Below are 23045 nucleotides of genomic sequence, written 5' to 3' on the forward strand. Positions count from 1 at the left end.
TATGCACGGGTCGGATACTGATCGACGAGGTGTTCCATGCGAGTTCGAGTAGTCCTGCCAGCGGCGCTGGCCGTCGCGGTGGCGACCCTCCTCGGTGCCTGTTCGGTCGCGGTATCCGGCAGCGGGGACGTGTCCGCCGCGGACCGGGTGCGCGCCGACCGGCGCGCAGTCCAGCGAGCCGCGGTCGACGAGGCCCTGCGGACGCTGTCCGGACAGGGCGCGATCGCCTATCGCGTCACCGGAACGGACGCCGGGGGCAACCCGCTCGAGCTGACGCTGAACGTCACCCGCAACGGCACCGTTTCCGGTTCGTTCCCGGCCGGCGGTCAGCAGGTCAAGGCGGTCCGGGTGGACGGCAAGCTGTACCTGACCGCGCCCGCGGCCTACTGGCAGTCGCAGGGGATCGACGCGGCCAAGGCGGGCGAGTACGCGACCCGGTGGGTGCGCGCCGATCCGGCACGGCTCCCGCTCGACCCCGGGGCCGCGCTCACCCCGGCCGCGGCGGCCGATGCCTTGCGCGGCAGCCTGGCGACCATGGACCACGTGGCCGAGCCGATCCGGCGGACCCTCGCCGACGGGACCGAGGTGTTCGACCTCAACACCGGCGCCGGGCGGCTGGAGGTCAGCACCGCGAAACCGCATCGGGTGGTGAGCGCGGAACCGACGCTCTTCGGCGCGGCCGTCGGGCAGGCGTTCGGGGTGGGCGGTTCGGTGCGGCCGCAGGCGCTCACCGGGGACGCGGTGCGGGCGCTGGGCACCGAGGTCGAAGGGGCCGCGGCGAACCTGGGGCAGCCGCTGGTCGCGGGATCGGTGGTGCAGACGGCCGTGGAGGACAAGAAACTGGACTGCGTGAGCACCGGCGCGTGCACCGAGACCGTGCAGGTGCGGAACACGGTGAGCGGCGCGGCCACCGGGGTGTCGGTGCGGGTGGTGCTCAGGTCGGTCGTGACCGCCGAGGGGCTCGGCCTGCGCGACTGCGGTCAGGAAGCGGTCGCGGCGCCGAACACGGTCACCGGGCTGTCCTGCACGGTCAAGTTCGACCTGCCGCGGACCTCGGGTTCGGCGCAGGTGGTGGCGCTGCCCACGATCACCGGCGACCTGCTGGCCCAGCTCGACGCGGAGGCGCTGAAGCAGAAGGTGCGCACCGAGTTCTCCGCACTCGGCGGCTGAGCGGTCGTGAGCGGACAAGCCGGTTAGAACCGGCCCGAACACTCACGACTCCGTCTTCGCGTCGTGGGCCTCGCGTGCTTTGAGGATCGCGGTGACGTTGAGTTCCGCCCATTCGGTGATCGCGTCGATCGGGGCGCGCATCGAGTGCCCCAGTTCGGTGAGTTCGTAGGTCACCTTCGGGGGGATTTCCGGGTACACGGTCCGGATCACCAGGCCGTCCCGTTCCAGCGCCCGCAGGGTCTGGGTGAGGACCTTCGGGGCGACGCCGATGCCCTCGCGGAGCTTGGTGAAGCGCATCGGGCCGTTCCGGAGCAGCAGCACCACGAGCACGGTCCACCGGTCGCCGATGCGGTCCAGAACCATCCGGGTCGGGCAGTTCGCATCGGTGACGTCGCCGCGGATCAGCTCGCCTGCCTCGTTGGTAACCACCAGGTATCTATAGCACGTTGAAGTACTCGGTAACCAGTGGTTACCGTCGGCCCCGACGAAATCGATCACTGAACGTGAGGAGTTCGAAGATGGCGAAGCTGGTGGTGTTCGGGGCGACCGGATACGCCGGGGGCAAGATCGTCGAGGAGGCGCTGCGCCGCGGGCACGAGGTCGTCGCGGTGGCCCGGCACGCGGATTCCCTGGCGCCCCGCGACGGCCTGACCGTGCGAGCCGGGTCGATCCACGACGACGCCCTGCTGGCCGAGGTCGCGACCGGGGCCGACGTGCTGATCAGCGCGATCCCCGCCCGCCCGATGGAGGACGGCGGCCGCCTGCTGGAGGCGGTGCCCGCGCTGGCCAAGGCGGCGCAGGACCTCCGCGTGCGGATCGGCGTGGTCGGCGGCGCGGGCAGCCTGCGGGTTTCCGAGGGCGGGCCGCGGGTGATCGACAACCCGGAGTTCCCCGCGGAGTACAAGCCGGAGGCGAGCAGCCACGCCGAGGTGCTCGACGCGTTCCGCGAGCTGCCCGAGGGGGTCGACTGGTTCTACGTGAGCCCGGCGGCCCAGTTCGGCGCGTACGTCCCGGGCGAACGGACCGGGAAGTACCGGGTCGGCGGCGACGTGCTGCTGGTCGACGACCAGGGTGTTTCGACGATCAGCGGGGACGACTACGCGATCGCGTTCCTCGACGAGATCGAGCAGCCCGCGCACCGGCGGCGGCGGTTCACCGTCGCCTACTGAGTTCGGTTACCGGGGTGCCCGAAAGTGCGCGCACTTTCGGGCACCCCGGCGAAAGGCCAGGTCAGGCGTTGCCGTCGAAGAGGCTGGTCACCGAGCCGTCCTCGAAGACCTCCTGGATGGCGCGGGCCAGCAGGGGGGCGATCGACAGGACGGTCAGCCCGGGGAAGCGCTTCTCCTCCGGGATGGGGAGCGTGTTGGTGACGATGACCTCGCGCGCCTTGCAGTTGCTCAGGCGGTCGGTCGCCGGATCGGACAGGATCCCGTGCGTCGACGCGATGACCACGTCCGCCGCGCCCTCGTCGAGCAGCGCGTCGGTGGCCTTCACGATCGTGCCGCCGGTGTCGATCATGTCGTCGATCAGCACGCACAGCTGGCCCTGGACCTTGCCGACGACCCGGTTGGCGACCGCCTGGTTCGGCTTGTCCGGGTCGCGGGTCTTGTGGATGAACGCGATCGGCCGGTCACCGAGCTGCGCCGCCCACTTCTCGGCCAGCCGCACCCGGCCCGAATCCGGGGACACCACGGTGATCTGCTCGCCGCCGTAGGTCTTCTCGATGTGCTCGCACAGCACGCTCTGCGCCAGCAGGTGGTCGACCGGGCCGTCGAAGAAACCCTGGATCTGCGCGGTGTGCAGGTCCACGGTCATGATCCGGTCGGCGCCCGCGGTCTTGAACAGGTCGGCGATGAGCCGCGCCGAGATCGGCTCGCGGCCCTTGTGCTTCTTGTCCTGCCGTGCGTACGGGTAGAACGGCATGATCACGGTGATCCGCTTGGCGCTCGCGCGCTTCAGCGCGTCCACCATGATCAGCTGCTCCATCACCCACTCGTTGATCGGGCTGGGGTGGCTCTGGATCACGAAGGCGTCGGTGCCGCGGACGGACTCCTGGAACCGGACGAAGATCTCGCCGTTGGCGAAGGTGTGCGCGGTCTGCGGGGTGATCGTCACATTGAGGTGTTCGGCCACCTCCTCGGCCAGCTCGCGGTGCGCGCGGCCGGAGAAGAGCATCAGGTTCTTCTTCGGCGTGCCGGACTTCGGGCTCATGATTGCGACTCCCCGTCGGGTTTCTCGGTTTCCTCCTTCTCGGCGAGCGCGGCCTCGGCCGCCTCCGCCGCGGGTGTGCCCGGTCTGCGCCGGACCACCCAGCCTTCGATATTCCGCTGCGGCCCGCCCGAGACGGCCAGCGCGCCCGGCGGGACGTTCCGCCGGATCACGGTTCCCGCGCCGCTGTACGCGCCGTCGCCCACGGACACCGGGGCCACGAACATGTTGTCGGAGCCGGTCCGCACGTGGGAGCCGATGGTGGTGTGGTGCTTGTGCACGCCGTCGTAGTTGACGAACACGCTGGCCGCGCCGATGTTGCTCTGCTCGCCGATCGTCGCGTCCCCGACGTAGGTCAGGTGCGGCACCTTCGAACCGGCGCCGATGTCCGCGTTCTTCGTCTCGACGAACGTGCCGATCTTGCCCTTCTCGCCCAGTTTCGTGCCGGGGCGCAGGTAGGCGAACGGGCCGACGTTCGCGCGGTCGCCGATCTCCGCGTCCGAGCCGTGCGTGCGGACGACCTTCGCGCCCGCGCCCACCCGGACGTCGGTGAGCGTGCTGTCCGGGCCGATCACCGCGTCCTCGCCGACGGTCGTGGCGCCGCGCAGCTGCACACCCGGTTCGAGGACCACGTCCCGGGCCAGCGTGACCCCGGAGTCGATCCAGGTGGTGGCGGGATCGGCCACGGTGACCCCGGCGCGCTGCCAGCGCCGCACGATCCGCCGGTTCAGCTCGGCGCCGAGCGCGGCGAGCTGAACGCGGTCGTTCACACCCTCGACCTGCCACGGATCGTCGATCACCAGCGCGCCCACGGACCGGCCGTCGCCGCGGGCGATGCCGAGGACGTCGGTCAGGTAGAGCTCGCCCTGCGCGTTGTCGGTGGACAGCCGGGACAGGCCGTCGGCGAGCACGGCGGCGTCGAACGCGTACACCCCGGAGTTGATCTCGGTGATGTCCAGCTGCTCGGGCGTCGCGTCCTTGTGCTCGACGATCCCGGTCACCGCCCCGCCCGCGTCGCGCACGATCCGGCCGTAGCCGGTCGGGTCCTCGACGACCGCGGTCAGCACGGTCACCGCGTTGCCGCTGCCGGAGTGCTCGGCGAGCAGCGCGGCCAGGGTCTCGGTGTCCAGCAGCGGAATGTCGCCGTAGCCGACCAGCACGGTGCCGCCCAGGCCGGGCGGCAGCGCGGACAGCGCGCAGGACACCGCGTGCCCGGTGCCGTTCTGCTGCTCCTGCACCGCGGTGGTGACGGTCCGGCCGAGCGCCTTGCCCACCAGTTCGAGGTGCTCGCCGACCGCTTCGCGCCCGTGCCCGACGACCACCACCAGGTTTTCCGGGTCCAGCCCGGCCGCGGCGCGCACCGCGTGCTCGACGAGCGGCCGCCCGGCGATCGGGTGCAGCACCTTCGGGGTCTTCGATCGCATGCGGGTGCCCTCACCCGCGGCGAGGATCAGCGTGCTCAGCGGGCCGGTGGTCACGGCGCTCCCAAGATTCCAGACGGCTACCTGTACCGGGGCACGATCCTACGTGTGCTCTTCCAGGCCCCACGTGGGGTCGGTCTGCGAGCCCTCGTCGGGCCAGCTGACCACCGTTTCCCCGGCCGACGAGGTGGCCGAGGCGATCTGGTTGCCGCCGCCGCGTTTCGCCTGGTACATGGCCGCGTCGGCGCGGGAGAGCACCTGGTCGGCGCGCTCCTGCGGGCGCAGCGAGACCAGGCCCACCGACAGCGTCACCCCGTGCGAGAGGTGGTGCGGCAGCTGAGCGACGGCCGTCACGGCGCGGCCGAGCGCCTGCCGGGCCGCGGAGACCGGCGCGCCCGGCAGCAGCACGATGAACTCGTCCCCGCCGTACCGGGCGACGATGTCGTCGCCGCGCAGCGCGTCCCGCAGCGTGCTGGCCACCACGCGCAGCACGTCGTCGCCTTCGGCGTGCGAGTGCCGGTCGTTGACGTCCTTGAATCCGTCCAGGTCCACCAGGGCGACCGCGAGGGGCTGCGCGGTCGCCGTGGAGGCCAGGGTGCGCAGGTGCTCGTCGAGCGCGCGGCGGTTGGGCAGGCCGGTGAGCGGGTCCTGCAGCGCCTGCTGGGTGATCGCGCCGTGTTCGGCGGAGAGCCGTTCGTGCTCGCGGCGCGTGTTCAGGGTGGCGATCTGCGACTCGCGCAGCGTCCACAGCTCGCTCTCCAGCGCCGCGGCGTAATCGATGAGCGAGCGGGTGGCCTCGGTGCCGGTGTCGTGGTCGAGGCGGGCCAGTTCGCGCGCGAGGTTGAGCCGCATGGACGGCTGCGAGTTGTCCTCGGCGAGGTTGTTGCGCGCGGCGATGAGCGCCTTCAGCGCGTCGTCGCGGCGGCCGACCTGGTCCAGGCAGCGGGCCAGGGCGACGGTCACGATCCCCGCCTCGTGCGGGTAGGCGGGTTCGCTGGACAGCCGCTGCAACCGTTCGATGTGCGCGCCGTCCGGGGTGGCGAACGCGAGTGCCGCGGCGAGCACGCCGACCTGGTCGACCGCGGGGACGCCCACCCGGCGCGGGAACAGCGACTCGGCGAACGGCGCCTCCACCGCGACCGCCATCGACGCGGCGGTGCGGAACTTGTCGGCGGCCTCGTCGTGGCGGTTGACCCGCTCCAGGCGCAGGCCCCAGCCGAGCAGCATCTTGACCCGGTTGACCAGTTGCAGGGTGATCTCGTGCGGCCCCGCGCTCTCCCGGATGGCCTGGTGCGCCCGCGCGATCACCTCTTCGGCGGCCTCGTAGACGCCGAGCTGGTTGAGCACGAGCCAGCAGTCGACCAGCGCGGACGCCTGGAACTTGGACCAGGCCCGCTTGCCGATGTGGACGTCCGGGGTCTCCGAATCGTCGAGGATGGCCAGCGCCCGCGCGATCTCGGTGAGCGCGGCGTCCTCCTGCTCGGCGAGCACCAGGCGGCGGCCGCGCAGCGCGTGCGCGTCGGCGCGCAGCAGGGCCAGCCCGTGGCGCCGGGTGTGCGCGAGCATCTCGTCGAGCAGCGGTTCGGCCTCGGCGGCGAGGCCGCGGGTGACCAGGCGGGCCAGGGCCGCGGCCCGGAGCAACTGGGCGACGAGCATCGGCTCGCCGCGGCGCTGGGTCTCCTCGAGCAGCTCGTCGAGGGTCTTGACGATGTCGAGCTGCTCGGCGTGATCGGTGCGCTGGACGGCGGCGATCAGTTCCCGGGCGCGACCGACCAGCCAGGCGTCGGACAGCTCGACCAGTGCCGGCCGCCTGTTGTTTCCCTGTTCCGTCGCTTCGCCGGTCGCCGCAGCCACCCCCTAGCTCATCCGAGTCGAAACAGCTCCGCCGCCAGGATTCGAACCTGAACTGTCAGAACCAAAATCTGAAGTGCTGCCGATTACACTACGGCGGATCGCGCCTGGTCAGGATAGTCGGCTCGCCATCGGCCCGTCTTCTGGGGGTTTCCGGCGCGTCTACTGGGCGTTTCACCCCGATTCGGTGGTGTGGACGCCGGTGGTTCCGGGCACTCCACAGCGAGGCGAAGCTCCTGTACCGTAACTTACGGCATCGTAGGTAAGGCGACCCTTGGTAGGGCGTGACGCGCAGGAAGAAGTGAAGTGCATGACGGCCACCCTCGACCGTTCCCCCGGTTCCGAAGAACCTTCCGCCAAGGGCCCCAAGCCCGTCCTGGACGGCAAGCGGCCCTTCCCCGTCCAGATCTCGGTGTACGCCGGTGTGATCGCACCGCTGGTGGCGTTGCTCGCCGCCGTTCCGTTCGCCTGGGGGTGGGGGCTGAGCTGGGTGGATGTCGGGTTGTTCGTGCTGATGTACGCGATCGGCTGCGCCGGGGTCACCGTCGGCTACCACCGCCACTTCACGCACGGTTCGTTCAAGGCCAAGAAGGGCCTGCGGGTGGCGCTGGCGCTGGCGGGGAGCACCGCGGTGCAGGGGCCGGTGATCACCTGGGTCGCCGACCACCGGCGGCACCACGCGTTCTCCGACCGCGACGGCGACCCGCATTCGCCGTGGGCGTTCGGCACCACGCCGGTGGCCATCGCGAAGGGCTTCTGGCACGCGCACATGGGCTGGCTCTTCCAGCGGGACCGCAGCAACCAGGAGCGGTTCGCCCCGGATCTGCTCAAGGATATGGCGATCAAGAAGGTCGACGACCTGTTCTGGCTGTGGACGCTGCTCAGCCTGGTGGTGCCCGCCCTGCTCGGCGGCCTGCTCACCTGGTCGCTGTGGGGCGCGGTGACCGCGTTCTTCTGGGCCGGACTGGTGCGCGTCTGCGTGCTGCACCACGTGACCTGGTCGGTCAACTCGATCTGCCACATGATCGGTGAGCGCCCGTTCACCGCGCGGGACAAGTCGGCGAACTTCTGGCCGCTGGCGATCTTCTCCTTCGGCGAGTCCTGGCACAACCTGCACCACGCGGACCCGACCTCGGCCCGGCACGGCGTGCAGCGCGGCCAGATCGACATCTCGGCGCGGATCATCTGGCTGTTCGAGAAGTTCGGGTGGGCCTACAACGTGCGCTGGCCCACTCCGCAGCGGCTTGCTCGGCTGGCGGCCGAAACCAAATAGCGCGGAGGTCTAGGCTGCCCGTTGTGGCAGCTAGACGGCGGGCGAAACGCGAGGCCACCGGAGCGCGACCTGCTGCTCCGGTGACTCGGGTGCGGATGACCGGTACCGAGCGCAGGCAACAGCTTCTCAACGTGGCGAGAGAGCTCTTCGCCGAGAAGGGGTTCGACGGCGCCTCGATCGAGGAGATCGCGCACCGGGCGAACGTGTCGAAACCCGTTGTGTACGAGCACTTCGGCGGTAAGGAAGGGATCTACGCGGTCGTCGTCGACCGGGAGACCCAGTCGCTGCTCGACCGGATGGTGTCCACTTTGCACGGTGGGCATCCGAAGGCGATGCTCGAACAGGCCGCGGTCGCGCTGCTCAGTTACGTGGAGGATTCGCACGACGGTTTCCGGATACTGGTGCGCGATTCGCCGGTCGCCAGTTCCACCGGGACGTTCTCCACTTTGCTCAACGACATCGCGAGTCAGGTCGAACATATTCTCGGGCAGCAGTTCACGGCGCGCGGGTACGACGAGAAGCTGGCCGCGCTGTACGCGCAGGCGCTCGTCGGCATGGTGGCCCTGACCGGCCAGTGGTGGCTGGACGCCCGCAAGCCCAAACGCGACGAGGTCGCCGCCCATCTGGTGAACCTGGCCTGGAACGGCCTGTCCCATCTGGAACACAAACCGAAACTGCGCCTGCACTGATTCAAGGTGTTTGCAAGGTCCACCCCCGAGGGTGTCCGGCAGGGCAATCGGGAGGTGTCATGGGGTTCTTCAGGAAGGCGTTCGTGGCGGCGCTGGCGGTGTGCGCCCTCGGCTCGGTCACCGCGTCGGCGGCCGGTGGCAAGTGGACGCAACTGGCCGACCAGACCTACGACGAATCGGTCGCGGCCGTGGCGAGGGCGGACACGTCCGGGCGGTACGTCCGGGCACAGTTCGTCGCCTCGCTCGCGTGGTACGCCGGGCAGAAGGTCGGGTGGCAGGACCAGCGGACCCGGGACTGGCTGGACCGGCTCTACGGGCTGCGCACGCCCACCACGGCCTACGGGCTCGGGGCGGCCTACGACGCGTATGGCGACGGGACCACGAATCCCGCGACCACGGCCTACACGATCACCGGGGCCTGGCACGTCGGCTGGACCCTGATCGCGGGGTACGACGGCGGCGGGGTGCCCGCCGACCGGATGCGGGAGATCGCGGGCTGGCTGGACCGGATCCCGCTCGCGGCGGGCGGGAAGTGCGCGGCCTATTCCGAGCACCGCTACGACGCCGGGAAGCCGTGCGTGTGGAACGTTTCGGCGGCGGGCGCCTGGTTCCTGTGGCAGGCGCAGAAGCGCGGCCTGATCGCGGACACCGTGCTGGCGAAGGTCCGGGCCTGGCGGGACCACGTGCGGGGCCACTTCGACGCTGGCTCGGGCGCCTGGACCTACCAGGCGGGCAGTTCGGGCCGCCAGGACGTGTGGCACAACGCGGCCACCGTCGCGGCGATGAACGAACTCGATCCCAGCATCGGCAAGCCCGCGCTGGCGGGTCACTTCCGGAACTGGCCCGCCAGCGGCGCGAACGCGGGCCTGCTGCCGTACGACTGCGCGAAGGCCGAGGCCAATTACGCGGCCATCAAGGCGAGTGCGACCAAACCGGTCACCGACCCGATCGAGATCCTGCAGAGCAGGGCGGGCTACGCCCCGGCGCTGCTGCGGATCGCGCGGGTCTGCGGGGACCAGTAGGCCTGGGGGGGCCTGGGGGCGCGAGCTCGGCCCGCCACAGGGGAGTGGGCCGAGCTCGCCGTCACGGTTCGTCGTGGAGGTACTGGCGGCGTTCGGCCGGGGTCGGTTCCCGCGGGTGGCGCTGCCGGGCGAGGGCGCTGAGCCGATCGGCCGGGACGCACACCTCGCAGGTCCAGGCGTCGGTGGTGCCGTCGCCCCGCCCGACGGTGAGCAGGTTGTCCGCGCCGAACGCCACGCTGGTGACGGGGGCCGGGACGTGCCGTTCGAACACGACCGGTTCCCGGCGGGTGGCCCAGCGCCACAGGCGCACCTTCGCGTCGTTGCCGACGCTGGCCAGGAACTGGCCGTCCGGGCTGAACGCCAGCCCGAAGACCAGGCTGTAGTGGCCGGTGAGCAGGACCGGCGCGCCCTCGCCGCGGCTGGGCCAGACGCGGATCGTGCCGTCGTTGCCCGCGCCCGCGAGGAACGCGCCGTCCGGGCTGAACGCCACGGTCCGCATCCCGTCGGCCCCGGGCAGGATCCGCGGCGCGCCGGAGCCGGGCAACGACCACACTCGCACGACACCGGTGGCGTCGGCGGCGGCCAACCGGGCGCCGTCCGGGCTGAACGCGACGTCCCGGGCGGCGCCCCCGCCGGTGTGCAGCACGGTTTCCGGGCCGTTCCCGTCGATCGGCCGGATCCGCACGGTGCCGTCCTCGCCGCCGCTCGCGACGATCCGGCCGTCCGGTCCGAACGCGACACTCCACACCGGACCTTTATGTCCACTGAGGACAGTGACGGGCCGGTCGCCGTCCCAGACGCGCACCTGGCCGTCGTCGCCCGCGGTCGCGACCAGCCGCCCGCCCGGGCCGAACGCCACGCCCCGGACCGGACCGCGGTGGCCGCGCAACGGCACCGCGGGCGCGGAGCCGTCGATCCGGTGGATCAGCGCGGTCCCGTCTTCGGCCGCGGTGGCCAGCCGCCGCGAATCCGGGCTCAGCGCCACGTCCTGGACGGCTCCGGGGTGCCCGGCCAGGACGCGGAGTCCCGGTTTCGGGCTGGGATCCCAGAGCCGCACGGTGCCGTCGTCGCCCGCGGTGGCGGCCAGCCGGTCGCCCGGGCCGAACGCCACGGCCCGGATCGGCCCGCCGTGCCCGCGCAGGACGACCGCGTCCCCGCGGTCCTCGGCCTGCACGACGTGGGCCGTGCGGTCCTGCCCGCCGCTGAGCACGTGCTGCCCGTCCTGGCCGAACGCCACCGATTTGACGCTGTCCCGGTGGGGCCAGAGCACCACCGGCGGCCCGTCATCCGCCGCGGGCCAGATCCGGATCCGGCCGTCCGCGCCACCCGCGGCGACGCGCCCGCCGTCCGGGCTGAAGGCGACGGCCGCGACCGGGCCACCGGGATCGGCCCGGACGGCGAGGGCGCGTGCGCTCGCCGGATCCCAGACGCGCACGGTGCCGTCCGCGCCGGAACTGGCCACCCGCGCACCCCGCGGATCGAACGCGACGCCCAGCACCTTGCCCGCGTGGCCGGTCAGGATCGCGGGTTCCCCGGTGCCGTCGGCGGTTCGGACGCGCACGGTTCCGTCGGCGCCCGCGCTGGCGACTCGCGTGCCGTCCGGGCTGAAGGCGACGGCGGCCACCGCGCCCTGGTGGCCGGTCAGGATCGCGGGTTCCCCGGTGCCGTCGGCGCGCCGGACGCGCACGGTTCCGTCGGCACCGGCGCTGGCGACTCGCGTGCCGTCCGGGCTGAAGGCGACGGCGAGCGCGGGACCCCGGTGACCGGTGAGCACGACCGGCTCGCGGTCGCGGGCGACCGGCCAGATCCGCACGGTTCCGTCGGCGCCCGCCCCGGCCACCCGGGCGCCGTCCGGGCTGACGTCGACCCCCAGGACCGGCCCCTGGTGACCGGTGAAGGTGGCCCGCACCCGGGATTCCACCAGCGACTGGGCGAGCACGGCCTGAGCCGGTTCGCTCGGCTCGCGTTCGACCGCCTTTCCGGCCAGTGCCAAGGAGAGTTCGGGATCCAGCGGCAGCAGGTTCCGGGCGTCGGCGATCAGCTGGCCCACCCGTGCCTGGTTGCGTTCGCGTGCCGCGCGATCGGCCTGCACCAGCGCGACCGAGGTGAGCACGAGCAGGACCACCAGGGCGGCGCCGAGCCCGGCGAGCGCGGCGTGGATCCGGCGGCGGCGCGCGGTGAGTTCCCGTTCCGCGTGGCGCCGGCTCGCGGTGAGGAAAGCCCGTTCCACGTCGTTGAGCCGATCGGTCGCGCGGTCGCGCCACAGGGCCAGCCGGGAACCGCGGTAGAGCATGCCCTCGTCCCGGCCGTGCTGGTCCCATTCCAGCGCGTGCTCGGTCAGGCGGCGGTGGGCCCGGAGCAGTTCGCGGTCCTCGTTGATCCAGTTCCGCAGGGTCGGCCAGCCCCGGATCAGGCTCTCGTGGGTGACGGTCACGGTGTCCTCGTCGAGGCTGATCAGCCGGGCGTCGGCCAGATGCGCGAGCACCTCGGCGACCTCGCCGGAATCGGCCCGGCCGAGCAGTTCGCGGCGGTGGGCGCGCCGCCGGGTGTCCTCGGGGCCTTCCCCGGGAACGGTCAGCCGCAGGAAGACCTCGCGCGCGATCGCCCGCTGCCCGGGGTCGAGACCGGCGTAGACCTCGTCCGCGCTCTGCGCGATGGCGCCGCGGACGCCGCCCGCCCGGACGTAGTGGCCGACGGTGAGCACGTCGCCGTCCCGGCGCCGCCAGGTTTCCAGCAGCGCGTGGGAGATCAGCGGCAGCGCCGCGGGTTCGCCGAGCACGTCGGCCAGCACGGTTTCGACCAGCGCCGGTTCCACGGTCAGCCCGGCGAACCGGGCGGGCTCTTCGATCACCGCGCGCAGGCAGGCTTCCGCCATCGGCCCGACGAGCACCTGCTGGTCGCGCAACAGGGCGATGAGCGCGGGGAACTCCGCGCACGAGGGGTAGAAGTCGGCGCGCACGCCGAGGACGACCCGGGCGGGGACGGACGGGGTGTTCACGACCGAGAGGAGCGCCTCGATGAAGTGCGCCCGTTCCTGGTCGTCCGCGCACAGGGTGAAGATCTCCTCGAACTGGTCGATCAGCAGCAGGGCCGCCGATCCGGTGGTCCCGGACCCGCGCAGCAGCGGGCCGAGGCAGGCCGGATCGGCGGTCAGGTTCCGGTGCAGCGCGGCCGCGGGCGTGCCGGTGGCCGCGGCGAGGCGGGCGGCGAGTTCGCGCAGCGGGTGCTCGCCCGGGGTGAGCAGGACGGACGTCCAGCCGGTGAACCCGGGCACCCGGTCCGCGCGGATCGCGGCGAGCAGGCCCGCCCGCAGCAGCGAGGACTTGCCGCTGCCGGACGGCCCGAACACCGCGAGGAACCGCTGGTCCGCCAGGCGGCCCAGGAGTTCGTCCAGCAGGGCCTGGCGGCCGAAGAAGCGCGCGGCGTCCTCGGCCTGGAAGGTGCGCAGGCCCAGGTAGGGGGCCTCGCCCGCCGGGACGCGGCGCTCCGGCGGCGCGGATCGCACCGGTTCGGCGGCCGGGGCCGGAACTTCCCGGGAATCCGGTGTCCAGGACGGTGCGAAACCGAGATCGGCGGCCGGTGGGGTGGCCGCGGACCGGATGCGCCGGTGCAGTTCCTGCAGGGCGGGCCCCGGTTCCACGTCGAGTTCGCCGTCCAGCCGCCGGTGCAGCGCGGCGTAGGTGGCCAGCGCCTCGGCCGGCCGGCCCTGCCGCCACAGGGAAACCATGAGCTGACCGACGAGCGGTTCGGCCAGCGGGCTTTCCCCGAGTTCGCGTTCGAGCCGTTCGCCCGCTTCGGCGTACCGCCCGAGGTCGATCATCGCCTGGCCCCACGCGGCGCACACCCGGACGCGTTGCCGCCGCAGGCTTTCCCGGATCTCCTCGGCCCACCGGCCGGCGAGGTCCTGCAGCGGTGGCCCGCCCCAGAGTTCGAGGGCCTGGTGCAGCAGTTCGGCCCGCTCGGCGGCATCCGCGACGTCGCGGGCCCGGCGGGTGAGCGCCTCGAACCGGTGCAGATCGATCCGCTCGGCGGGGCAGTCCAGCAGGTAGCAGCCGCCCCGCTGCCGGATCGCGATCTCCGGGCCGGTCCGCGCGTCGCGCAGGATCCGCCGCAGCCTGCTGATGTAGCTGTAGAGCGCGCCGCGGACCTGGGTCGGCGGATCCTCGCCCCAGACCCGGTCGATCAGCGATTCGACCGGATGCGGGCGGCCCGCGCCGATCAGGAGCACGGCCAGCACGCAGCGCTGCTTGGCCGAGCCCAGCGCCACCCGGCGATCATCGACCCACATTTCCAACGGGCCCAGGACCCGGAATTCCATCGCTCGACTCCCCCAACCGCGCGGCGGCCGCCTCCCCGGCGCCAATTAAAACCCGGCGACCGGGAAAAGGGATGATTATCACCCGTTCGGAGGGGAGACGTGGAGTTTTGTGCGCAGCGCGAACGATTGACCCGCTAACTCTCCACTCGTTCGGTCAAATCCGCGAGCAGCACGCGGAGGAGATCGGCGAGTTGCTCGCGCTGGTCCGCCGAAAGCGCGGAGAGCAGGGATTCCTCGTGCCGCAGCAGATCGTCCACGGTCCGTTCGATGAGGGCGTGGCCGCGGTCGGTCAGTTCGACCAGCACACCGCGGCCGTCCGCACCGGACCGCACCCGCCGCACCAGGCCGTCGCGTTCGGCGCGGGCCACCCGCTGGGAGATCGCGCCCGCGCTGACCAGGGCGCGCCGGGCCAGTTCGCCGGAGGCCAGCCGGTAGGGCGGGCCAGCGCGGCGCAGGGTGCTGAGCAGGTCGCGGGTGGCGGCGTCCATCTCGAGGCGGATCATCGTCCGCCGCCGGTCCTCGTCCAGCAGTTTCGCGATCCGCCAGATGCGCGTGATCACGCCGATCGACGACACCGGCGTGCCGGGACGTTCGCGCAGCCAGGCCCGCTGGATCGCGTCCACCTCGTCGCTTGACGGTTTCCCGGAGCCGGGCGTAGCGTCGCTCATGTAGTTACTTTAACAGTAAAGGACTTGGGGTTTTGACTGAGGCAAGAGAAGTCGTGGTCACCGGTGGCGGGACGGGAATCGGTTACGCGATCGCCGCCCGATTCGCGAAGCTGGGCGACCGGGTGACCATCACCGGGCGGCGCGAACAGGTGCTCGCCGAGGCGGCGATGTTGCTGGGCGCGAAGTACGTCGCCTTCGACGCCGCCGATCCGGCCGCGGTCACCGGCGCGCTCGCGGACCTGCCCGCGACCGTCGACGTCCTGGTGAACAACGCGGGCGGGAACACCGATCTGCGGGCGGAAAGCCCCGCGGAAACCGATCTCGCGGCGCTCGCCGCGGGCTGGCGGGCGAATTTCGACGCCAACGTGCTCTCCGCGGTTCTGGTGACCGCCGCGCTGACCCCGCGGCTGGCCGACCACGCGCGGCTGGTCACCATCGGCTCGATCGCCGCCCGCACGGGCGCGGGTTCCTACGGCGCGGCGAAGGCGGCGGTGGAGGCGTGGAACGCCGAACTGGCGACCACCCTCGGCCCGCGCGGCATCACCGCGAACGTCGTGGCGCCCGGGCTGATCGTGGACACCGAGTTCTTCCACGGCAAACTCAGCGACGAACTCCGGACCAAGCTGGTCGAGAACACCCGCACCAAACGCCCCGGCGAACCCGACGACATCGCGGAAACCGTCGCCTTCCTCGCCTCCCCGGGCGCCCGGCACGTCACCGGCCAGATCCTCCACGTCAACGGCGGCGCCCACCTCGGCCACTGATCCGCGAGTCGCACAGCTTTCATGAGGGGACCCCTCCGGACAAATTTTGTCTGGAGGGGTCCCCTCATGAAAGCCGGTGTTAGGAGGGGACCCCTCATGACATCTGATCAGGCGGGGGTGACGCGGAGGAGTTTGTCGTTGCCGCCGCTGGAGGTGGTGACGTAGAGGGCGCCGTCCGGGCCGGTGCGGGCGGCGCGCAGGCGGCCGTACTTGTCGTCGAACTCGCGCGGCAGCCACACCTCGGTCACCTGGCCGCCACCGTCCACGGTGAACATCAGCAGCTTCTGGCCCTTGAGGGCGACCACGGCCAGCCGCCCGTCGAGCGGGCCCCATTGCGGCCCGGACACGAAGGCCGCGCCGCAGATGGCCTCGGTGATCCCGCCGCTGGTCCACAGTGGACGGATGGCGTCCGGGAACCGGTCGGTGTCGGTCATCGGGACGCTCTCGTCGTAGGAGTCCTCGGTGCCGCCGCGGGACGGGTCCCAGCCGTAGTTGCCGCCCTTGCGCAGCGGGTTGATCTCGTCGTTCACCGTCGGCCCGTGCTCGGACAGGAAGACCTGATCGGTGCCCGGCCGCACCGCGACCCCCTGGACGTTGCGGTTCCCGTAGGTGTAGAGCCGCTGCTCGTTCGGATCGGGGGAACCGGCGAACGGGTTGTCGGGCAATCCCTTCCCGGTGTTCAGGTCGATCCGCAGCACCTTGCCGCCGAGGCTGTGCCGGTCCTGCGCGATCGCCGGGCGGGCCGAGTCGCCGGTGCCGACGAGCAGCGCGCCGTCCGGCGCCAGGGTCGGGCGGCATCCCGAATGCCGCCCGCTCGGGTTGACCGGCAGCCCGGTCAGCAGGTCCCCGGCGCGCGCCGCGCTCCGGCCGTCGGGTGCCAGCGTCCAGGTCACCAGCCGGACGTCCACCGCGCGGCCGCCCTCGGTGTGCGTCTGGCAGGTGGTGAACCGCCGCGAACGCTCGAAGTCGGGATGCACCACCAAGCCCATCAGCCCGCCCTCGCCCCGCACCAGCACGTCCCCGAAGTCCGCGGCCACCTCGGTGACCGCGGAACCGGGTGCGGTCCCGGCGAGCAGGGCGAGCCGCCCGGGCCGCTGGGTCACCAGCACCTTGCCGTCGGGCAGGAAGCCGATGTCCCAGCCGTGTTCCAGGCCGCCGGTGACCTCGTCCACCCGCAGCGCGACGGCACCGGGCGGCGCGGTCGGCACGGTCGCGGCGGATGGCCTCGCGGACGCGGGCGGCTCGGCGGTGCACCCGGACGCGACGGCCACCAGGCAGAGCAGGGGCACGATCTTGCGCATACGACCGATTGTCCCCGCTCCGCCCGGTTTTCACCCCCGGCGGATCGTTTCCACCGCGGATTTCCAGGGAATCGCTTACCGGGATTCCACCGGCAGGCCCGCCGCGGTCCAGTCCTCGATGCCCTCGCGGTACTTGCGCACGTTCGTGTACCCGAGGCCCTCCAGTTTCGACGCGACCGCCTGGCTGTTGCCGCAGGCCGGGTTCGAGCAGTAGGTGACGATCGCCGCCGCCTTGTCCGGCAGCAGCCCGGCCGCCCGCTCGGCGACCTCGTCGGCGACCAGCGGCACCGCGCCGGGCAGGTGCTGCTTCGCCCAGTAGTGCTCGCCGAGCGCGTCGATCACCGTGACCGCACCGGCCTCGATGGCCGCCCGCAGGTCCGCGCGGCTGATCAGTTCCGTCATGAGCAGTGCTCCTCCCAGGTAAGTGGACTAGAGTCCGTATCTGATGAACGACGATAACGGACCACAGTCCGGTTATGCAAGGGAGCTGCTGTCCATCGGCAGGAAGCCGCCCCGGGAACGGGCCGACGCGGCGCGCAACCGCGAGCGGATCGTCCAGGCGGCCGAGCGGCTGTTCGCCGAGCACGGGGTCGGCGCGGTGTCGATGGACCAGATCGCCGCCGAGGCCGGGGTGGGCAAGGGGACCCTGTTCCGGCGGTTCGGGGACAAGGCGGGCCTGGCCGCCGAACTCCTCGGCGCGCGGGAAAGCGAACTGCAGGAAGCCGTGCTGCGCGGCGCGCCACCGCTCGGTCCCGGCGCGCCCGCGGGTGACCGGCTGCTCGCCTTCCTCACCACGTACGCGGATTTCCTCGACGCGAACCTCGATCTGGTGCACATGTCGGAGACCGCCAGCGCGGGGGCGCGGTACCGCGTCGGCGCGTACGCGTTCTGGCACCGGCACACCGAACTGCTCGTGCACGAGGCACGGCCGGAACTCGACGCCGACTTCTTCGCGCACATGCTGCTCGCCCCGCTCGCGTCCGACCAGCGCAAGGCCCTCGCCGGGGACTACTCCCTGGCCAGGCTGCGCGACGGGATCCGCGCGCTCGCCGCGCTGGTGCTCACCGGCGACCCCGGGGAATCAGCGCGAGCGGTAAAGCGTTGAGCGGCGGGCAACGTCTGAAGAGGTGAAGGGGCCGCCGGGGGTGCGGTCCGCGGATCCACGGAGGAGAGCCATGAGCGCCGCACTGGCCGACTGGGCGCTGGTCGAGCCCCTTTACCTCGAGCACGCCGACGCCGCCTTCGCCGCCGCCGCGTCGATCCTGGGGTCGGCGCAGGACGCCGAGGACATCCTCCAGGACGCCACCGTCAAGGCGGCCTGCAAGATCCACACCCTGCGGGATCCCGGGCGGGCGCGCGGCTGGTACCTGGCGATCGTCGGCAAGCAGGCGCTCGACCGCTGGCGGCAGCGGCACCGCCAGCGACAGGCCGAGGCACCGCTCGACGACCGGACCGAGCAGACCTGGCAGGTGGCCGTGCTGCCGGTCGACCGCTATCCCGAACTGCGGCTCGCGCTCGACTTCATCGACACCCTCCCGGACCGGCAGCGCGTGGCGTACCTGCTCTGCCACTACTTCGGACTGGACCGCGAATCGATCGCCGACATCCTGGGCTGCGAGCCCGCGACCGTCTCGGTGCACCTGTTCCGCGCCCGGGCGAAGGTGAACCGGGAGTTCCGGTGGAGGTGAGCGCCACCGATTCGGTCCGCGCGTTCCTCGGGCAGATCGGGCGGGTGGCGCTGCTCGACGCGGAACAGGAGGTCGACCTCGCGAAACGGATCGAGGCCGGGCTGTACGCGGGTGAGCGGCTGCGCTCGGGCGGGTCGCTCGGCCCGGAACTGCGGCGCGATCTCGAACGGGTCGCGGCCGACGGCAGGCGGGCGAAGAACCACCTGCTGGAGGCGAACCTGCGGCTCGTCGTCTCGCTCGCCCGGCGCCACACCGGCCGGGGCCTGGACCTGCTCGACCTGATCCAGGAAGGGAACGTCGGGCTGATCCGCGCGGTCGAGAAGTTCGACTACACCAAGGGTTTCAAGTTCTCCACGTACGCCACCTGGTGGATCCGGCAGGCGATCACCCGGGCCACGGCCGACCAGGGGCGGACCATCCGGATCCCGGTGCACCTCGGCGAGGTGATCAACAAGCTGGGGCGGATCCACCGGGAACTGCTGCTCGACCTCGGCCGCACCCCGACCGTCGAAGAACTCGCGCACGCCGCCGAACTCACCCCGGAGAAGGTGCGGGAGATCCAGGACCACGCCCGGGAGCCGATCAGCCTGGACCAGACCGTCGGCGACGACGGCGACACCCCGCTCGGCGACTTCATCGAGGACACCTCGGCCGTGGACGCCGTGGAGTCGGTGTCGTTCGAGCTGCTGCGGGACCAGCTCGACGGCATCTTGAGCACGCTGTCCGAACGGGAGGCGGGCGTGGTCCGGCTGCGGTTCGGCCTGCTCGACGGGCGGCCGCGGACCCTGGACGAGATCGGCCAGGTCTACGGCGTCACCCGCGAACGGATCCGGCAGATCGAGTCGAAGACCATGGCCAAACTGCGGCATCCCTCCCGGGCTCAGCCCCTCCGGGACTACCTCGACTAGCGGGGTCGGCGGGCTGTCGGTGCCGCGACGTACCCTGGACGCGAGACACCCCGCCCGGATCCGGCCCGGGCGGGCGTGCGCCCGTCTTGGTCAAAAGGGGACTTTTCGGTGACCGACGCTGCTCTTTCCGGACTGCTGTCCGCCGTGCTCGGCGACCCCGCGCTGCGCGGGGTCCTCGAGCGCGCCGGTGCGCCACTGCTCGACCTGCAGGGGCCGACCACGATCCGGCAGCTGGTGGCCGCCGCGCTGGCCGCCGAGCAGGGGGCCGGCCGTCCGGTGCTCGCGGTCACCGCCACCGGGCGCGAGGCCGACGAGCTGACCGCCGCGCTGTCCGGGCTGGTCGGCGCGGCCGCGGTGGCCGACTTCCCGTCCTGGGAGACGCTGCCGCACGAGCGGTTGTCACCGCGTGCGGACACCGTCGGCCGCCGGATGGACGTGCTGCACCGGCTCACCGGCGAAGGCCACGGCGGCCTGCGCGTGGTGGTCGCGACCGTGCGCAGCCTGATCCAGCCGATGGCGCCCGGCCTGGGCGCGCTGGCCCCGGTCGAGCTGCGGGTGGGCGAGGAGCAGGAGTTCGAAGGCGTGCTCGACCGGCTGGTCGAACTCGCCTACACGCGTGTCGACATGGTCGAGAAGCGCGGCGAGTTCGCGGTGCGCGGCGGGATCCTGGACGTCTTCCCGCCGACCGCCGACCACCCGTGCCGGGTGGAGTTCTGGGGCGACGAGGTCAGCGAGATCCGTGCGTTCGCGGTGTCCGACCAGCGCTCGCTGCCCGGCGAGATCGGCGAGGTCGTCGCGCCGCCGTGCCGCGAGATCCTGCTCACCGCCGACGTCAAGGCGCGGGCCGCGAAACTGGCGGCCGAGCACGCGGCGGACGCCCAGCTGGCCGAGATGCTCACCAAACTGGCCGACGGAATCCCTTGCGAGGGAATGGAAGCGCTCATCCCGGTGCTGTGCGACGGCGAGCTGGAACTGCTCACCGACGCGATGCCGAAGGGCACCCACGTGCTGCTGTGCGATCCGGAGAAGATCCGCGCGCGGGCGCACGATCTGGTGCGGACCGGGCAGGAGTTCCTGGAGGCGTCCTGGACCACCGCGGCGGGCGGCGGCCAGGCGCCGATCGACCTCGGCGCGTCCGCGTACCGCGATCTGGCCGAAGTGGCCAAGCACGCGGGCGAGACCGGGCGCCCGTGGTGGACGCTGTCCCAGCTCACCTCCGAGGACGCGGACGTCCACCGGGTCGGCATCGAGGCCGCGCCCGCCTACCGGGGCGATCTCGAGCGGGCGGCGACCGAGCTGCGCGCGCACACCGCGGCGGGCGGGGCGGCGGTGCTGGTGGTCGCCGGGCACGGCACCGCGGCGCGCGCGGTGGAGCAGCTCTCCGGGGCCGAGGTCCCGGCCACCCTCGCGGAGGACGGGGTGACCGCCGCGCCCGCCACCGGGGTGGTCACGGTCACCTGCGGCGGCCTGTCCGACGGGTTCGTGGCGCCGGAACTGGGCCTGGTGGTGCTCAGCGAGGCCGATCTCACCGGCCGCGGCGCGAGCGCCGGATCGTCCACAAGGGACCTGAACACCAAGATGCCGTCGCGGCGGCGCAACGCGGTCGATCCGCTCGCGCTGAAGTCCGGCGACTACGTGGTGCACGATCAGCACGGCATCGGGCGGTTCGTGGAAATGGTCCAGCGGACGGTCGGCGGCGCGACCCGCGAGTACCTGCTGCTGGAGTACGCCTCGTCCAAACGGGGCCAGCCGGGCGACCGGTTGTTCGTGCCCACCGATCAGCTCGACGAGGTCTCCCGGTACGTCGGCGGCGAACTGCCGACGCTGAACAAGCTCGGCGGCTCGGACTGGAAGAACACGAAGGCCAAGGCGCGCAAGGCGGTCAAGGAGATCGCCGCCGAGCTGGTGCAGCTCTACGCGGCGCGGCAGGCGGCGCCCGGGCACGCCTTCGGGCCGGACACCCCGTGGCAGTCCGAACTGGAGGACGCGTTCCCGTTCGTCGAGACCGCCGATCAGCTCGCGGCCATCGACGAGGTCAAGGCCGATATGCAACGCGGCGTGCCGATGGACCGGGTCATCTGCGGGGACGTGGGCTACGGCAAGACCGAGATCGCGGTGCGGGCGGCGTTCAAGGCGGTGCAGGACGGCAAGCAGGTGGTCGTCCTGGTGCCCACCACCCTGCTCGCGCAGCAGCACCTGAACACGTTCACCGAGCGGATGCGGTCCTTCCCGGTGACCATCAAGGGCCTGTCCCGGTTCACCGTGAAGTCCGAAGTGGACGGTGTGCTCGAGGGGCTGGCCTCGGGCGAGGTGGACATCGTGATCGGGACGCACCGCCTGCTGCAGACCGGAATCCGGTACAAGGACCTCGGCCTGGTGATCGTGGACGAGGAGCAGCGGTTCGGGGTCGAGCACAAGGAGCACATCAAGGCGCTGCGCACGCACGTCGACGTGCTCACCATGTCCGCGACGCCGATCCCGCGGACGCTGGAGATGTCGCTGGCCGGGATCCGGGAGATGTCCACGATCCTCACCCCGCCCGAGGACCGGCACCCGATCCTGACCTATGTCGGCGCGTACGACGACAAGCAGGTGGGCGCCGCGATCCGGCGCGAGCTGCTGCGCGACGGCCAGGTCTTCTACGTGCACAACCGGGTTTCCTCGATCGAGAAGGCCGCGCGGCGGCTGCGCGAGCTGGTACCGGAGGCGCGGGTGGTCACCGCGCACGGGCAGATGAACGAGGACAAGCTGGAGAAGATCATCGAGGGGTTCTGGGCCCGCGAGTTCGACGTGCTGGTCTGCACGACGATCGTGGAGACCGGGCTGGACATCTCGAACGCGAACACCCTGATCGTCGAGCGCGGCGATCTGCTGGGCCTGGCGCAGCTGCACCAGCTGCGCGGCCGGGTCGGCCGCGGGCGCGAGCGCGGGTACTCGTACTTCCTGTACCCGCCCGAGGCGCCGCTGACCGAGACCGCGCACGACCGGCTGGCCACCATCGCGCAGAACACCGAACTGGGCGCGGGCATGGCGGTCGCGATGAAGGACCTGGAGATCCGCGGCGCCGGGAACATCCTGGGCGCCGAGCAGTCCGGGCACATCGCGGGCGTCGGCTTCGACCTGTACGTGCGGCTGGTCGGCGAGGCGGTGGACGTGTTCCGCAAGCACGCCGGGGCCGAACCCGCCGGGGAGGACGAGACGCCGACCGAGGTCCGGGTGGATCTCCCGGTGGACGCGCACATCCCGCACGACTACGTGCCGGGGGAGCGGCTGCGGCTGGAGGCGTACCGCAAGATCGCCGCCGCGCCGGACGCCGAGGGCCTGCACGCGGTGGAAGAGGAGCTGATCGACCGGTACGGCCAGCCCCCCGCGCCGGTGCGCAGGCTGCTCGCGGTGGCCACGTTCCGGCACGCCTGCCGGGCCGCCGGGGTCACCGAGGTGTCCACCCAGGGCAACACGATCCGGTTCGCCCCGCTGCCGCTCGCCGATTCGCAACTGGTCCGGCTCAAGCGCCTGTACCCGAAGGCCGTGTTCAAGGCGGTGACCAACACGGTGTCGGTGCCCAAGCCGACCGAGGGCCCGGCGGGCGGCCGGATGGGCGCGCCCCCGCTGCGCGACGAGGCCCTCCTCGACTGGTGCGCGAAACTCCTCACCCAGCTCACCAAGTCCCCCGCTCCCGTCGGCTCGTGACCGAATGCCGCGGGGGACAAGGCGAACAGCGCGTGGGGGTGTGTTCACGCGGTGCGGTTGTGAGAGGGTTGGGG

Annotated in this window: 17 protein-coding genes, 1 tRNA gene and 1 pseudogene; 10 read left to right on the top strand and 9 right to left on the bottom strand. The window is 72.1% G+C overall.

Translation table 11 applies throughout. From position 1 onward, the window contains the following. Positions 1–36 precede the first annotated feature (36 nt). Positions 37–1170 carry a hypothetical protein gene (locus FXO23_RS32405; RefSeq protein WP_158889302.1) on the top strand — a complete coding sequence of 378 codons (1134 nt, stop codon included), beginning with the start codon at positions 37–39 and terminating at the stop codon, positions 1168–1170. A 42-nt stretch (positions 1171–1212) separates the two neighbouring features. Here the strand turns inward: FXO23_RS32405 and FXO23_RS32410 are convergent, their stop codons facing one another. Next, complete coding sequence (locus FXO23_RS32410) at positions 1213–1599, bottom strand: winged helix-turn-helix transcriptional regulator (RefSeq protein WP_246258161.1); 387 nt, start codon at positions 1597–1599, stop codon at positions 1213–1215. 89 nt (positions 1600–1688) lie between these two features. Here FXO23_RS32410 and FXO23_RS32415 point away from each other — a divergent pair, with 89 nt between their 5' ends. Next, on the top strand, positions 1689–2339 hold the full coding sequence (locus FXO23_RS32415) for an NAD(P)-dependent oxidoreductase (protein WP_158889303.1): 651 nt from the start codon (positions 1689–1691) through the stop codon (positions 2337–2339). Positions 2340–2400: 61 nt separating this feature from the next. On the opposite strand, the gene FXO23_RS32420 is transcribed toward FXO23_RS32415, so the two are convergent. The 4 genes from FXO23_RS32420 to FXO23_RS32435 form a co-directional block, all read right to left on the bottom strand. Next, positions 2401–3381 carry a ribose-phosphate diphosphokinase gene (locus tag FXO23_RS32420; protein WP_158889304.1) on the bottom strand — a complete coding sequence of 327 codons (981 nt, stop codon included), beginning with the start codon at positions 3379–3381 and terminating at the stop codon, positions 2401–2403. Further along, positions 3378–4856, bottom strand: a complete 1479-nt coding sequence (gene glmU / locus FXO23_RS32425) for a bifunctional UDP-N-acetylglucosamine diphosphorylase/glucosamine-1-phosphate N-acetyltransferase GlmU (RefSeq protein ID WP_281356651.1) — start codon at positions 4854–4856, stop codon at positions 3378–3380. The genes FXO23_RS32420 and glmU overlap by 4 nt, the downstream gene beginning before the upstream one ends. A gap of 45 nt (positions 4857–4901) precedes the next feature. After that, on the bottom strand, positions 4902–6653 hold the full coding sequence (locus FXO23_RS32430) for a GGDEF domain-containing protein (RefSeq protein WP_246258162.1): 1752 nt from the start codon (positions 6651–6653) through the stop codon (positions 4902–4904). Positions 6654–6679: 26 nt separating this feature from the next. Further along, positions 6680–6751 (bottom strand) — tRNA-Gln (locus tag FXO23_RS32435). A gap of 209 nt (positions 6752–6960) precedes the next feature. Between FXO23_RS32435 and FXO23_RS32440 the strand changes: the two genes are divergently transcribed. The 3 genes from FXO23_RS32440 to FXO23_RS32450 all read left to right on the top strand — a co-directional run bounded on the left by FXO23_RS32440 (position 6961) and on the right by FXO23_RS32450 (position 9634). Next, on the top strand, positions 6961–7923 hold the full coding sequence (locus tag FXO23_RS32440; RefSeq protein ID WP_158889305.1) for an acyl-CoA desaturase: 963 nt from the start codon (positions 6961–6963) through the stop codon (positions 7921–7923). Between the two features lie 95 nt (positions 7924–8018). Continuing rightward, entirely contained in the window at positions 8019–8612 is a 594-nt protein-coding gene (locus FXO23_RS32445; RefSeq protein WP_179956938.1) for a TetR/AcrR family transcriptional regulator, read from the top strand. 59 nt (positions 8613–8671) lie between these two features. Further along, a complete protein-coding gene (locus FXO23_RS32450) occupies positions 8672–9634 on the top strand; it encodes a hypothetical protein (protein WP_158889306.1) in 963 nt (320 codons plus the stop codon). Between the two features lie 61 nt (positions 9635–9695). Here FXO23_RS32450 and FXO23_RS32455 read toward each other — a convergent pair whose 3' ends face one another. Together FXO23_RS32455 and FXO23_RS32460 are read right to left on the bottom strand one after the other, a co-directional pair. Further along, positions 9696–13952, bottom strand: coding sequence for an nSTAND1 domain-containing NTPase (locus FXO23_RS32455; protein WP_158889307.1), 4257 nt, complete (start codon positions 13950–13952; stop codon positions 9696–9698). Between the two features lie 134 nt (positions 13953–14086). Beyond that, positions 14087–14620 (bottom strand): MarR family winged helix-turn-helix transcriptional regulator, encoded by a 534-nt coding sequence (locus FXO23_RS32460; RefSeq protein WP_158889308.1) that lies wholly within the window; start codon positions 14618–14620, stop codon positions 14087–14089. A 32-nt stretch (positions 14621–14652) separates the two neighbouring features. Between FXO23_RS32460 and FXO23_RS32465 the strand changes: the two genes are divergently transcribed. Beyond that, on the top strand, positions 14653–15384 hold the full coding sequence (locus FXO23_RS32465; protein ID WP_158889309.1) for an SDR family NAD(P)-dependent oxidoreductase: 732 nt from the start codon (positions 14653–14655) through the stop codon (positions 15382–15384). A gap of 107 nt (positions 15385–15491) precedes the next feature. Here FXO23_RS32465 and FXO23_RS32470 read toward each other — a convergent pair whose 3' ends face one another. Both FXO23_RS32470 and FXO23_RS32475 read right to left on the bottom strand, forming a co-directional pair. Then, complete coding sequence (locus tag FXO23_RS32470; protein WP_158889310.1) at positions 15492–16685, bottom strand: PQQ-dependent sugar dehydrogenase; 1194 nt, start codon at positions 16683–16685, stop codon at positions 15492–15494. Between the two features lie 75 nt (positions 16686–16760). Further along, a complete protein-coding gene (locus FXO23_RS32475; protein WP_158889311.1) occupies positions 16761–17087 on the bottom strand; it encodes a rhodanese-like domain-containing protein in 327 nt (108 codons plus the stop codon). A gap of 43 nt (positions 17088–17130) precedes the next feature. Between FXO23_RS32475 and FXO23_RS32480 the strand changes: the two genes are divergently transcribed. From FXO23_RS32480 to mfd, 4 genes and pseudogenes are all read left to right on the top strand, one after another. Further along, positions 17131–17790, top strand: coding sequence for a TetR/AcrR family transcriptional regulator (locus tag FXO23_RS32480; RefSeq protein ID WP_158889312.1), 660 nt, complete (start codon positions 17131–17133; stop codon positions 17788–17790). 70 nt (positions 17791–17860) lie between these two features. After that, positions 17861–18295: pseudogene (locus FXO23_RS32485) on the top strand (RNA polymerase sigma factor); the annotation flags it as partial. Continuing rightward, positions 18250–19281, top strand: coding sequence for an RNA polymerase sigma factor (locus FXO23_RS32490; protein ID WP_425484930.1), 1032 nt, complete (start codon positions 18250–18252; stop codon positions 19279–19281). The pseudogene FXO23_RS32485 and the gene FXO23_RS32490, both read left to right, overlap by 46 nt. 108 nt (positions 19282–19389) lie before the next feature. Further along, a complete protein-coding gene (gene mfd / locus FXO23_RS32495) occupies positions 19390–22971 on the top strand; it encodes a transcription-repair coupling factor (RefSeq protein WP_158889314.1) in 3582 nt (1193 codons plus the stop codon). Positions 22972–23045: the final 74 nt, after the last annotated feature.

Source organism: Amycolatopsis anabasis (assembly GCF_009765355.1).
GTDB lineage: Bacteria > Actinomycetota > Actinomycetes > Mycobacteriales > Pseudonocardiaceae > Amycolatopsis > Amycolatopsis anabasis.